The sequence below is a fragment of the Bacillus sp. FSL M8-0063 genome (assembly GCF_038005545.1).
GTDB classification, from domain to species: Bacteria; Bacillota; Bacilli; order Bacillales; family Bacillaceae_G; genus Bacillus_A; species Bacillus_A wiedmannii.
Window position 1 is genome coordinate 2,321,881 of the sequence record NZ_JBBOTJ010000001.1, and the last position, 12,666, is coordinate 2,334,546.

Annotated in this window: 16 protein-coding genes; 4 read left to right on the plus strand and 12 right to left on the minus strand. The window is 33.3% G+C overall.

Going from position 1 to position 12,666, the window contains the following annotated elements; all coding sequences use genetic code 11:
• The first annotated feature begins 45 nt into the window (after nucleotides 1-45).
• The gene (locus tag MKX31_RS11635) at nucleotides 46-378 is read left to right on the plus strand and encodes a DUF3889 domain-containing protein (RefSeq protein WP_088046838.1); all 333 of its coding nucleotides are present in this window, start codon (nucleotides 46-48) and stop codon (nucleotides 376-378) included.
• Between the two features lie 45 nt (nucleotides 379-423).
• Here the strand turns inward: MKX31_RS11635 and MKX31_RS11640 are convergent, their stop codons facing one another.
• The 5 genes from MKX31_RS11640 to kynU form a co-directional block, all read right to left on the minus strand.
• Nucleotides 424-1,047 (minus strand): Pr6Pr family membrane protein, encoded by a 624-nt coding sequence (locus MKX31_RS11640; protein WP_340980869.1) that lies wholly within the window; start codon nucleotides 1,045-1,047, stop codon nucleotides 424-426.
• Between the two features lie 16 nt (nucleotides 1,048-1,063).
• Nucleotides 1,064-1,981: a serine hydrolase domain-containing protein gene (locus tag MKX31_RS11645; protein ID WP_103656073.1), complete on the minus strand. Its 918-nt coding sequence runs from the start codon at nucleotides 1,979-1,981 to the stop codon at nucleotides 1,064-1,066.
• A 117-nt stretch (nucleotides 1,982-2,098) separates the two neighbouring features.
• The gene (gene kynA / locus MKX31_RS11650; RefSeq protein ID WP_098102858.1) at nucleotides 2,099-2,938 is read right to left on the minus strand and encodes a tryptophan 2,3-dioxygenase; all 840 of its coding nucleotides are present in this window, start codon (nucleotides 2,936-2,938) and stop codon (nucleotides 2,099-2,101) included.
• A 32-nt stretch (nucleotides 2,939-2,970) separates the two neighbouring features.
• Nucleotides 2,971-3,600 carry an arylformamidase gene (gene kynB / locus MKX31_RS11655; protein WP_098102857.1) on the minus strand — a complete coding sequence of 210 codons (630 nt, stop codon included), beginning with the start codon at nucleotides 3,598-3,600 and terminating at the stop codon, nucleotides 2,971-2,973.
• Nucleotides 3,601-3,602: 2 nt separating this feature from the next.
• Nucleotides 3,603-4,889, minus strand: coding sequence for a kynureninase (kynU, locus tag MKX31_RS11660; protein ID WP_098102856.1), 1,287 nt, complete (start codon nucleotides 4,887-4,889; stop codon nucleotides 3,603-3,605).
• Nucleotides 4,890-5,048: 159 nt separating this feature from the next.
• Here kynU and MKX31_RS11665 point away from each other — a divergent pair, with 159 nt between their 5' ends.
• Nucleotides 5,049-5,660, plus strand: coding sequence for a TetR/AcrR family transcriptional regulator (locus MKX31_RS11665; protein WP_088046841.1), 612 nt, complete (start codon nucleotides 5,049-5,051; stop codon nucleotides 5,658-5,660).
• 258 nt (nucleotides 5,661-5,918) lie between these two features.
• Here the strand turns inward: MKX31_RS11665 and MKX31_RS11670 are convergent, their stop codons facing one another.
• The 6 genes from MKX31_RS11670 to MKX31_RS11695 all read right to left on the minus strand — a co-directional run bounded on the left by MKX31_RS11670 (nucleotide 5,919) and on the right by MKX31_RS11695 (nucleotide 10,378).
• Nucleotides 5,919-6,158 carry a DUF3953 domain-containing protein gene (locus tag MKX31_RS11670; protein ID WP_064475465.1) on the minus strand — a complete coding sequence of 80 codons (240 nt, stop codon included), beginning with the start codon at nucleotides 6,156-6,158 and terminating at the stop codon, nucleotides 5,919-5,921.
• Nucleotides 6,159-6,178: 20 nt separating this feature from the next.
• Nucleotides 6,179-6,424 (minus strand): DUF3977 family protein, encoded by a 246-nt coding sequence (locus MKX31_RS11675; protein WP_064475466.1) that lies wholly within the window; start codon nucleotides 6,422-6,424, stop codon nucleotides 6,179-6,181.
• 111 nt (nucleotides 6,425-6,535) lie between these two features.
• Nucleotides 6,536-8,386, minus strand: a complete 1,851-nt coding sequence (locus MKX31_RS11680) for a sigma-54-dependent Fis family transcriptional regulator (RefSeq protein ID WP_088046842.1) — start codon at nucleotides 8,384-8,386, stop codon at nucleotides 6,536-6,538.
• Nucleotides 8,387-8,700: 314 nt separating this feature from the next.
• Nucleotides 8,701-9,039: an NIPSNAP family protein gene (locus tag MKX31_RS11685; protein WP_064475468.1), complete on the minus strand. Its 339-nt coding sequence runs from the start codon at nucleotides 9,037-9,039 to the stop codon at nucleotides 8,701-8,703.
• 4 nt (nucleotides 9,040-9,043) lie between these two features.
• Nucleotides 9,044-9,595 carry a GNAT family N-acetyltransferase gene (locus tag MKX31_RS11690; RefSeq protein WP_064475469.1) on the minus strand — a complete coding sequence of 184 codons (552 nt, stop codon included), beginning with the start codon at nucleotides 9,593-9,595 and terminating at the stop codon, nucleotides 9,044-9,046.
• A 12-nt stretch (nucleotides 9,596-9,607) separates the two neighbouring features.
• A complete protein-coding gene (locus MKX31_RS11695; RefSeq protein ID WP_064475470.1) occupies nucleotides 9,608-10,378 on the minus strand; it encodes a DeoR/GlpR family DNA-binding transcription regulator in 771 nt (256 codons plus the stop codon).
• Nucleotides 10,379-10,628: 250 nt separating this feature from the next.
• Here MKX31_RS11695 and MKX31_RS11700 point away from each other — a divergent pair, with 250 nt between their 5' ends.
• The gene (locus tag MKX31_RS11700; RefSeq protein WP_088046843.1) at nucleotides 10,629-11,120 is read left to right on the plus strand and encodes a hypothetical protein; all 492 of its coding nucleotides are present in this window, start codon (nucleotides 10,629-10,631) and stop codon (nucleotides 11,118-11,120) included.
• Nucleotides 11,121-11,169: 49 nt separating this feature from the next.
• Here MKX31_RS11700 and MKX31_RS11705 read toward each other — a convergent pair whose 3' ends face one another.
• Complete coding sequence (locus tag MKX31_RS11705) at nucleotides 11,170-11,826, minus strand: DUF4085 family protein (protein WP_088046844.1); 657 nt, start codon at nucleotides 11,824-11,826, stop codon at nucleotides 11,170-11,172.
• A gap of 220 nt (nucleotides 11,827-12,046) precedes the next feature.
• Between MKX31_RS11705 and MKX31_RS11710 the strand changes: the two genes are divergently transcribed.
• Nucleotides 12,047-12,643 (plus strand): hypothetical protein, encoded by a 597-nt coding sequence (locus MKX31_RS11710; protein WP_064475473.1) that lies wholly within the window; start codon nucleotides 12,047-12,049, stop codon nucleotides 12,641-12,643.
• Nucleotides 12,644-12,666 lie beyond the last annotated feature (23 nt).

The window sequence follows — 12,666 nt, forward strand, 5'->3', positions numbered from 1 at the left end:
GAAAAAATATGTAAACAATATGAAAAAAGATAAAAGGAGTTCATCATGAAGAAATTGTTAAAGCGTATCGCACTCGTCATTCTGTTCATAACAACATGTTCAAATGTATATACTGGCCCATCAATTGTTCATGCGCAGCCACCGTATGCCAAATGGGGGAAACTTGCTGTAGAAAAGACGAAAGAACAATACCCAAAAGCGGAAATTATTGATTACCTTCATATAGGTAGAAAACCGAAAACCGTTCAAATAACAGTTGAAAAATTTAAATTGTGGCTACGTGAAAATGGAAAAGAATATGGTGTTTTTGTTGATGTAGAATTTGAAACGAAGACAGATAAATTTATAAAAATGTCGTTTCAGAAGACGAGTAGATAAAATGAAAACCCCACTGTTAAAATGTTAACAGTGGGGTTTTCATTTCTAAAATTTTTTCCTAAAATCTCGGTTCCCTAAAAATCTTACCAATATACAAATAGCACCAATTACAACTGCTATCCCTATACTGTATATAAGTACTCTACCATATCCACCTATTCTCGGATCTAAAAACGGATATGGATACCAATTTACGATTGGACCACGAATTAAGCTGTACACAACGTAAAAAAACGGGAATAAGAGCCAACTTGCAGCTTGTTTCCAAGTGATTTTCTTACTAGGTGGATTTAAAATCCAATCTAAAAGCATGGCAATTGGCATGATATAATGTAGCACCGTATTCACCCATGGTATTGCGGTTTGAAGTGATTCTTCTAATCCTCTTAATAGCAAAAAATAAATGAGTCCTGTCGTAAGTATATATACAGTTGCGGCACCACGAAGTATACTAAACTGCTCTGATCGACCAAATGTAGCTGTTCCAATGCTACTTAAAAGGAGAATACATGCAACTAAGATGTTACTTTCAATCGTAAAGAAACTAAAAAAGTTAACTGGATTGAACGGTTTCACTTGTGCCCTTATTATAAATTGCGTAATAATGGCGCTACATGCTAGAAGACTTAAACATAGTCTAAATAAAGCTAATGTTTTTACACCTCTCATACATTCTCTCCTCTTCTTATATCAACTTATCATTCTCTTGTACATGCTCAATAAATAATTTCAATGGAACGAGTCCGCGTTTTGGCATATGGCTACTAATAACTGCTACCAGTTCTAACTGTGGAATGATAACGATGTATTGTCCGCCGTATCCCATAGCAAAATACATACAATACGGTATGTGAAATCTTTCGTTATTCAATACCCACCAGTGATATCCATATGCCCCGACATGTTCATACGTTTCAAATAGAGGTGTACTTGATTCTTCTAACCATTTCGAGGATACAATTTCATTACCCTGCCAATATCCATTCTGCAAACATAATATTCCGAGTTTTAATAAATCTTTAGATTTCATTTTCATACCAAATCCACCAACATATATGCTTTGAGGATCTTGCTGCCACTCATATTCGGTAATTTCTAACGGATCAAATAAATATCTTTTTGCAAATTGTTCTGTCGACATTCCAGTAGCTTCTTGAATAATATAACTAAGCAAATGCGAAGACCCTGAGTTATAATTCATTTTTGTAACGGGTTCTTCAATTATTGGTTTTTCTAATATGTATTGCACCCAGTTTTCTGATTCTACAAAATCATTTGGGAACACTACTCCATTTCCGAACTCTTTCCAATCTTCACCTGTAGTCATCGTTAATAGATGATAAATTGTTAATTCGTTTTTTTCTTCTGGTATATTTGGAATCCATTTTGTAATCGGTGTATGTATATCATTTATATAGCCTTTATCGATTGCAATACCAATTAATATAGATACAATGCTTTTTGTAATCGAATTTATTTTAAATAGATTATTTTCACACTCTAACGTTTTATAATACTCACTTGTTAACTCACCTTTTTGATAAACGAGAAATGTATTTACTTTTTTCTTTTCAAATTTATTTTCTAGTGGCTTGAAATCCAAAACTTTACCTCCAATTAATTCATTACCTAATTTATTATATCTTGTAACTTTCATTAAAACATAATTGCGTTCAAATAAAAAACAAACCTGCCAGTAATGAACTGACAGGTTTGTTTTTTATAATTTCGTGCGAACATTCCAAAGCTCTGGGAAGAAACATTGATCAAGTACCCTTTTCAAATAAGATACGCCAGAAGAGCCACCTGTTCCCATTTTATGACCAATAATTCGTTCTACCGTTTTCATATGACGGAAACGCCATTGTTGTAGCCAGTCTTCAATATCGATTAATTTCTCTGCAAGCTGATATAAATCCCAATATTTCTGCACGTCCGCATATACTTCTATCCAAGCCGCTTCTACAGTTGCATCCTCTTCGTAAGGCTGCGTAATATCACGATTTAACACATCTTTATGAATTGGGAATCCTTCTTTAACAAGCGCTTGTATCGCCACATCATACAAACTTGGTGTATGAAGTGCTTTATGAAGACGAGCATGTAATTCTGGGTCCTTTTCATAAATCTTTAATGCATGTGGTGTTTTATAGCCAAGTGCATACTCAATCATACGATATTGATACGATTGAAACCCTGAGGCTTGACCGAGTGAGTCACGGAATTCAATGTACTCTGATGGTGTTAATGTCGCAAGAATATCCCAAGATTGAATAATTTGCGACTGAATTTTTGATACACGTGCTAACATTTTAAAAGCTGGTTGTAATTTATCATTTTTAATAGATTCGATTGCTGCATTTAACTCATGTAAAATTAATTTCATCCAAAGCTCGCTTGCTTGGTGAATCACGATGAATAACATTTCATCATGATGATCTGATAATCTCTTTTGAGAAGATAGTAAACTATCTAATTGTAAATACTCCCCGTACGTCATATTCTCTTTAAAGTCCGTATGAATTCCTTTTTCCATAATTACCTTTTCGTTTTCTTTCATATTAGCCAAACGCCCCTTATATATATTTCTACTTATATTGGTCTAATAACTGCTCGAACTGGACTTCCATCTGCATCTGTTAAGGCAAGTGGTAATGCGATTAATTCATAATCACCGTCTGCTACATGATCTAGTACGACATTTTCTAAAATGTGTATGCCATGTTTAAACAATTGATGGTGCGCCGCTAATTCTTTATCATCTAATGGATCAACTGATGGTACATCCACGCCAATTAAACGAATTCCCTTTTCAGAAAGAAATGGTGCGATATCAGCACGTAAATGCGGGATTACATCTGGGAATTCATTCACTTTACCATGTGAAGATGTGCGTAACAACAAGCGTTCTACGCCTTCTAAATGAAAGTTCTCTAATTCCTTTTTCCCGATACTTTCAAGATTAGAAACATCAATGACCCGTGCTGGACCGACATAAACTTGAACATCTAAATCTATTACTTTCTTTCCATCATTATCAAAATGAAACGGTGCGTCAATATGAGTACCTGTATGAATACTCATCATTAACTTTCCGACATTGACTGAGCCACTTTCTTCTTTTGACCATGAAACTTCATACGAGAACGGTGTATCTCCTGGCCAAGTGGCAATATCATTATTTAGCGGTTGTGAAATATCAATCCACTCTGATGATTTCATATTTATGCCACAACCTCTCGCTTATTTTCAAACTGCTTATATTCTTCATCTTTCATGATTTTCTTTAAAATTTGAACAGAATTCCATACTTCTTCGTATGTATTATATAAAGCAACTGGCGCAAGTCTTACTCCATTAGGTGCACGGAAATCAGGGATAACTCCATTTACTTTTAGCGCTTTACATATGCGTGCTGCTTCTGCATGTTCTAAATAAATGTGCCCGCCTCGTTTTTCATCCTCTAATGGATTTCCAATTATAAATCCGAAATCTTTTAATTCATGATCAATTAAATCCAGCATGTATCTTGTAATATGTAGCGATTTTTCGCGTAAACGTTCTATACCAGCATCTTTAAATATTTCAAGAGAACCAATTAAAGGTGCAGTACTTAATACGTGCGGTGTACCAATTTGATAAGCACCTGCATGATCAGCAGCTGTTAATATATGTTCCATATCGAACTGCTTATCTTTTCTAGAACTAAACCAACCTGATAATCCTGGAATTCTATTAAAATGCTTTTTATTTATATAAAGACCCCCAACTCCACCTGGTCCTGCATTTAAATATTTATAATTACACCAAATAGCGAAATCAACATCCCATTCTTTGAAATGATGCGGAATAGAACCGATTGAATGACATAAATCGAATCCGATATGAATACCACGCTTATGTGCTTCGGCTGTTAAACGTTTCATATCAAGAATTTGGCCACTTCTATATAGTACAGAAGGTAATAAAATTAACGCGATATCATCTGTCATTTCCCGAATAATATCATCTTCAAAAAGTGTTCTACCATCTCGGCTCTTCACTCGTACTAAATGCTCATCTGGATCTAATCCTTTTAAACGAATTTGACTTTGAAGTGCATATATATCTGACGGGAATGTTAATTCATCCGCAAGAATTTTTGTACGTATTCCTTTCGGCTCATAAAATGTCGCAATCACTTGGTGTATATTCGTCGTTGTGGAACCGGTTACAATAACTTCTTCCGGTAAAGCTCCAATAAGAGGCGCTGTCAATTCACCTAATTTCTCCGAAAGGAAAAACCATGGATGCTCTCCTTCAGTCCAGCCGTCAATTCCATACTCCTTCCATGAATCGAGCAACGTAAGTAACGATTTCTCTGCTCTTTTTGAAAGTAGTCCTAATGAGTTTCCATCTAAATATATTGTTCCTTCTTTTTTATAGAATTCAGTTTGAAAATCTTTCAGTTCATCATGTTTATCACATTCAAGCGCATATTCATAAGTTGATTGAAATGGTTCTTTATACATGGTGTCACCTTCTTTTAATTTTCTTTTTATTCTAACTAATTGAAATATATCACCATAGTTGATATAACGTCAATGATATTATGTCAGTTGACTTTATATATGAATTTCTTTTACAATATAGTTATATTTTCAGATATTTCAGTATAAAGAGGTGATTCTTTGAAAAACAATACTCTTTCATCAAGAAAACACCGCTCCATAGAGACAAAGAAGAAACTATTACACGCTGGTTACACTATTTTTATACAGAACGGATTTCAAAAAACGACAATTACACAAATTATTAAACATGCAGAAACCGGTTATGGAACGGCATATGTATACTTTAAAAACAAAGATGATCTCCTCATCGTTTTAATGGAAGATGTTATGAATCAATTTTATGATATTGCTGAGCGCTCCTTTTCGCCTCAAACGAAAGAAGAAGCACATAAAATGATTCAAAATCAAGTTAGAGCATTCCTACAACTAGCAGAAAAAGAACGAGCTATATTGCAAGTTGTTCAAGAAGCTATAGGATTATCAAAAGAGATACGTCAAAAATGGGACGAGATACGGGAACGCTTTATAAACAGTATTGCGCAGGATATTACATACTCTCAAGAAGGTGGCTTAGCACAGCCTGAATTAAATAAAGAAATTGTAGCACGTGCTTGGTTCGCAATGAATGAGATGTTTCTTTGGACGATTGTGAAAAATGATAAAAAATTAGAATTAGAAGTGATAGTACATACATTGACGGAAATGTATACGACTGGGCTATATAAATAGCACACTCATTTATATAAGTGTGCTATTATATGGTCTATATGTGGGTATGGTTATGCTAAAAGTGTTGTTTTAAATAACAGGAATGTTTTAGCAATATTTCCAAGGTAAGAAAAAAGAATGTATTCTCACCTCTTTTGAACTTACTTATTGGATAACAGAAAGATTTTGTATTGTTAAAAAAATGTACAAAACAGCTACTAGAATTTTAATGAGAAAACTTAAAAAAATAAACTGTTACTCGATATGTTGAGTAACAGTTTATTTTAAATATTTTATTAAAGATACAATGATACAAAATAACGATGTAAGTAAAAGCAACAGTCCCATATTCTTATTCTTTTTTTCATCCTTCTTAACATTTTGTATCCCCATACTAGCAAGCATAAAACCTAATAATAATTGCAAAATAAGCATGCTTTGCTTCGAATCATCATTCCAACTGTAAATAGAATAGCCCATTACAATAAAAGCGAGTATGAATGTGGTAATTCTAATCATAAAAACACCCCTATTTAATTCTATTGTTTTAACCTACTTACGATTCCAACAATAAACTTATATTCAGCTCTACTTTTTCTTGCGTTCTTAAACCCTTCTTTCGTATCAAAGATAAAACACGTTTTCCGAAACCAAATTCGTACATATAAAGACTCAAAATAAATAGGTTTTATAATTCCTTGTTCCTCAAATTCAGTTCCATCTTTATTTTCAGTTTCCGTTCGAACGAACCACCTATTTCCGATGCCAATTTCAATATACTTCACATATTCCACCTTCCGAAAATTATTTTCTAACTATTCTATTATTTCCCCGGCAAGCGCACATTCCGACAGAACATGAGCCCACAAAGAAAAAGTAGATTACAAAAATCTACTTTATAGCTTATATTTTTGCATTCGCTTATAAAATGTACTTCGAGGTACATCTAACAATTTTGCAGCTAATGAAACATTTCCGTTCGTCTTTTCTAGCGCTTCAATCATGCTATCACGCTGTATTTTTTCACGGAAATTTAATGTATGCTCCGTTTTATTTTCTACTTGCAATGCAAGTTGATGTTGATTTCCCATCATGGTTTGTAATAAAAAAGAAATTTGTTTTTCGCATATTTCCTGACCTTGCGACAAAATGTAAATACGTTCTAATACATTTAATAACTCTCGAATATTTCCGCGCCATGTATGCTGAGAAAATTGATTACAAATACTTTTTGGAAATACAACCTTCCAATCTTTTTGTTCACAAAAATGTTGTATGAAGTATGGAATATCCTCTTTTCTTTCCATTAACGATGGAACATATAGCGGATATACATGTAAACGATAATATAAATCTTGACGGAATTTCCCTTCTTCTACTAATCTCAGTAAATCTTTATGTGTCGCAGTAATAATACGAATATTTACTGGTACCTCTTTTGAACTACCAATTGGGGTTACTGTTCGTTCTTGTAAAACACGCAATAATGCGACTTGCATCTCTGGCGGTACTTCACCAATTTCGTCTAAAAATATTGTCCCTCCGTCTGCTTGTTCGAATTTCCCTTTATATCCTTGGCGCCGTGCACCTGTAAACGCTCCTTCAACATAACCGAACAATTCACTTTCCATTAATTCTTTCGGCAATGAACCACAGTTAACAGCTATAAAAGGACCATTTTTTCTTGGACTATTTTCATGAATCGCTCTCGCTACATATTCTTTCCCTACACCTGTTTCACCACAAACATATACACTAGCGTCAGTTGGAGATACAAGCTTAATTTCTTCTAAAGTATGTTGAAATGCATTGCTTGTCCCAATAACTCCAGGGAAAGTAATTCCGTTTATAAATGGAGAAGTTGAAAATACATTTCCTTGTTTATTTTCCTTTACATAAATACATTTCCCGATCATTCTTTCATTACTATATACTGGTACTTCTAATTTAGATTTCAATCCATATTGCATTAAAACTTTAAGTTTCATTCGTGACCAATTAGAAACACGTTCCCGAATCCTCTTACTAGCAGAAACGATAACATCACGATGATTACATATAACAACCTGTTCATCACTGTCAATTACATCTAAAAAACGATGGATTAAGTGTAGTTCGTTTTGATGCACTCGAATACTACATTCACGTTCAATCGCATGTGCAATCGAAGTTACCATCCCTAGCATATATGGATGTGAAAATTCAATTGGACAGGAGAAATCTAGAACTCCAATTAATTTCCCATCATCATTATGAATGGGAGCGGCCGCACAGCTCCAGCTATGAGATGCGATAGAATAATGCTCTGTACCACTTATCATAATAGCCTCTTCAATCTGTAATGCGGTTCCTATCGCATTTGTACCAACAGCTGCTTCCGTCCATTTCACACCTTCAATGAAATTAATATGTTTCGCTCGTTTTAACGTTTGTTGATTTCCACTTAACGATAGAACGTAACCGTCTGGATCAATTAATAATGCCATCATTTGCAGCTCATCAATGGTTTTCCTCATATTTTGTAATTGAGGTATTGCTATATCAAGGAAGATTTCACTCTTTTTCTTTTGATCTTGAAAAACATTAGAAGACAAAATTTTCTGACCTTTATTCATATGAGGATTCACATTTGCTTGTTTACATCGATGCCATGACTCTGAAATTCTTTCGTTCATACGGTTCGAATCAAGGATTCCTTCATCAACAAACTTTTTCCATGTATGTAAGTAAAACGGTGAAGCTAACATTGTATCATCTCCCTATTCATTATTTTGGAGATTTGTAAAAACATACTTTTATTATAAAACTGAATAAAAGCGTTTTCAATAAAACTAGAAAGACGACACAAATATGTTAATAATTTGAATATCTTAATGCACTTCTTTATTCTTTTTTAGTAAAACTATATTTTGTATAATAGACGCAAAGAAAATACATAACCAAAACCACTTTTGTGGAGTATCATTTATAAAGAAAACTATGACCGTTATTGCAAATAAAATGGTAGAAGCTAAACTAGAATATAATTTTGTTTTAATTCTCATAATCTCTCACTCCTCTATCACTTTACAGTACATACTAACTCTTCATTTTTTAACTCTAATATGTACTTCTGAAAAACATATTCTCTTCCGCCATGTTTTTCATACCAATCATGTATTCTTTTAATATGCATCTCGTCGCTTCTAATTTTCGATTCAATTTCTTTATACTGTTTATAACTATCATATTCCCATATGGCGAATATTTCAGTTGTACCATCATTATTATCTTTCATCCAGCGTCCTATTAGCCTGGAACCATGCTTTAACTGGTTAGGTAAGTTTGTGTTAGTAAAATGCTCATTAAATATTTCTACAAATTCATTTTTTACTATATAGTACTTTCTTCTGTAAAACATCCCACTACACCTCTTTTATGAATCTTCCCATTACAACCGTATTATAATACTTCCCATCCGACAGCTTTTTGTCATTTTTCAAAATACCTTCTACTTCAAAACCTAATTTTTTATAAAGTTGAATAGCTTTTTCATTTGTCTCTAGCACTTGTAATGATATCTTTTTTACTTCATTTTCATCAGCCCACTGAATAGATTGTTGCAAGAGACTCTTACCAATTCTATATCCCCAAAACTCTCTTAAAATACAAACACCAAATTCTACTTTATGAGTTAATCTCTTCAAATTTGATCCTTCACATCTTGAAAATCCCACGATTCGCTTGTCCACTTCTGCAACTAAAAAGAGATTTTTCGTCTCTTCACTATCTGTTTTTATTATTTTTTGAAAACCTATCTTATCTATAAATCCCTCTCCAGCTTCTCTATCCATATTTTCAGTTTCGCCATCGATCTGAGCTCTAATTTCCGATAACTGCTCAGCATCCGTTTCAGCTGTAGAACGAATTGTAAAAGTTAATCCATTTATATGAAACTCTTGTCCTTTTATAATCATTTCAAACTCCTTTTAAATGGGGGTTATTGACGCTATTATAATTTCTTTACCTTGTTTCTCAAATTGTTGAATCGTTTCTTTACTAGCCTCTTCATCTGTTATTATAAGGTCAATTTCTATTAGTGACTCTCCTTTAATAAAGCAGTCTATTCCGAGTTTATTATGAGGAGCTAAACAAATGTTTCTTCTAGCAATTTTACTTACTGTTTTTCCAAAATAAGCAACTTCCGGCGTTGCAGTACTTATACCATTCAATGAAATGCCCCCACCTGTAGAGAAATAAAGATCAATAGATAATCTACTTATCATTTCAGAGGCAATTGTATCTGTCATATTCCCTGATGGTTTCACCTTTCCACCAATTAAGTATGTATCAATGTTCTTATATTCCCGTAAGGTACTAGCAATTTCTAAAGAATTCGTAATCACTGTAAATGACATTTCAGGTAAGTATTTTAACATAGCATAATGAGTAGAAGCCCCGCCAATAAAAACGGAATCGCCTTCTTGTATGTAGGATACAGCAACTTTCGCAATCGCATCTTCCTCTATTGAACTATCACGATAACGTTTCGTTGGTTCGGCAGCTAAGTTTCTCACTCGCGTAAGTTCGATTGCACCTCCATGTGTTCTTTTTAACAAGCCATCCTTCTCCATAATAGACAAATCTCTTCTTATAGAATCAATAGACATATCGAAACTTTCCGCAAGATCTTTAGCAATTACCCTTCCACCTTTCTTAAGTAACTCCAAAATTTTCTCTCTACGCTCTTCAGTAAACATATACCCACCGCCGTTATTGAAGATTCTGAAATCTCATCCTTATTTTAATTATATGCATGTCTCTTCCGTTTTACAATATTTTCAATTCTTATTCACTCCGTTTTATTCAGCTTTTTCCCTCTTTCTATACCATTAACTTTATAACGAAATAAATGTATATTTGTATATTTCACAAACATACTTCCATTTAACTTCCTATTGATGTAAAATTATTCCTATGTTTTACTTTTTAACACAGAAAGGAATTATTATGAAATCTATAATTAAAGTAACTTGTACAGCATTATTATTTACAGGAATAATGGTAGGATGTAATGGTAGTACTACACCAAAACAAGAAAAGAGCGCTCTTGAAAAGGATGCAATGCATTATGGGGAAATATATAAAAATGAATACTATAGAGCAACTGTTGAAAATGCTAAATTCGAAAAAATAGACAAAGAGTGGCGTCTCACAGCTCGTGTTACTATGAATAATGCTCGTGCTGACGGACAAACGATAGATCTTTCAGAAATAAAATATTTCATAAAAGATGAAAAAACAGGTGAAAGACACGAAGGTGAAGTTATACAAAATGAAAATGCTAAAAAGGTTCCTTCTGAGTTTTCTTTAACTACCGACATTGTATTTAATATGAAAGCTTCTCCAAAAGATTTAAATAATATGTATTTATACATAGATAGCAAAGCTGCGCCGTTAACAGATACTTATTGGAAACTTGATAATTTAGCATCTAAATAAAAAACAGTCTTATAAGACTGTTTTTTTGTTTGTAAAGTTATAAAGTTTACTAGTTACCTATCTCAAGCAATACGTCTTTTGCACAAATTGTCACTTCTTCAAATGGGCAATCAAATAAAACACCCAATTCGAACCCTTCATTAGTAAGATCTATTTCATGACATAACCACCAAGCACCTTCAAAATCTTCCGGAATAGAACATTTCGTTACCCCTATAAAAGTTACTTGCAGTTTATCAAATTCACTGAAAGTACCACTGCAATCTAAAGTTATTATTAGCTTATCTTCTGACCTTCTTTCTACTGATTTGACTACACTGTCATGTAGTGAGTATTCATGTAGTTGAACGACATTCTGCGCAAGCTTTTCTTTTATAGTATTATAATTATCTAAATACGCTTGTTCTAAATCACTCATTCTTTTCTCATAATCTACTGTCCACTCAAGCGTAAGTTTCTTTAATTTTTCCGATGGGTATTCTGAATTAATTGTATTTTCATGAATGTATGGATGTAATGACTTAGGTAGACACTTTAATAGATTTTCTTTCTTTTCTTCCACGTCTTCTCTTAAACCTTGCTTGTAATCCATTCCTATCTTTTTGCTCTCTCGCAACAACTCTTCCCATTCTTCTACTGTTTCTGGGAAAATTAAAAATCCAGATACTTGCATTTCTTTATACCAATCTTTATTGAAATACTTCAATCGCTTCCCTCCTAAAACATTTTAACATCCAACAAAAGCAATACATCTATTTATTATATCATTCCAATAACTATTTTTTCTAAAGAAAAAATGCAAAACTGTAAATATTCCGCCTTTTATTTCTAAAACTTCAGAATATTTACAATAGTTAATAATTAGAATACATTTTACTAGTACAAAGTTTCACCTGTACAAAATCTAAACAAAAAGGGATGGTTATATGTTGAAGAAATTAGTAGCAGGTACACTAGTAGCGGGATTTGCATTCACTGGAGGACTAGGAGTAGCAAGTGCTGAAGAAAAAAGTAATGTAATTAAATCATTTGATTATTTAAAAGTTGATGAACAAAATGTTACTTCTTTTGCAAAATTAAGCGAGCAGGAGAAAAAAGACATCCAAATTACTATGGTCCTACCTGAGCAAAATGAAAATGGAGATTGGTTAGCTTACGGGTTTACTAGTAGAGAAACATTGGATGCTTATGTTGAAAAGGATAAAAAAGCGCTTAAAAATAAAATTAATCCTTTAGGTAGCGGTGCTGGTAGTACTGATTTTTATGAACATAAAGATAAAGGTGGCCAATATATTTACTGGAGCAGCGGTTTTAAAAACTTGCCTTCTAGCTGGAATGACAGAATTTCTTCTGTAAGTACAGCATCGCCTTCAGCAAGTTATTCAACGACACTTTGGGAGCATACTTCAACACAAGGATATGGAAAAGGTGTTGTATTCAAACATGCTGATTGGTACGGTAAAACTGCTAATTTAGCTGCTGATTGGAACGATATTACTTCAGCGATTGACGTTAAAAAGTAAAAAGTTATTTAATTTCTTCTATA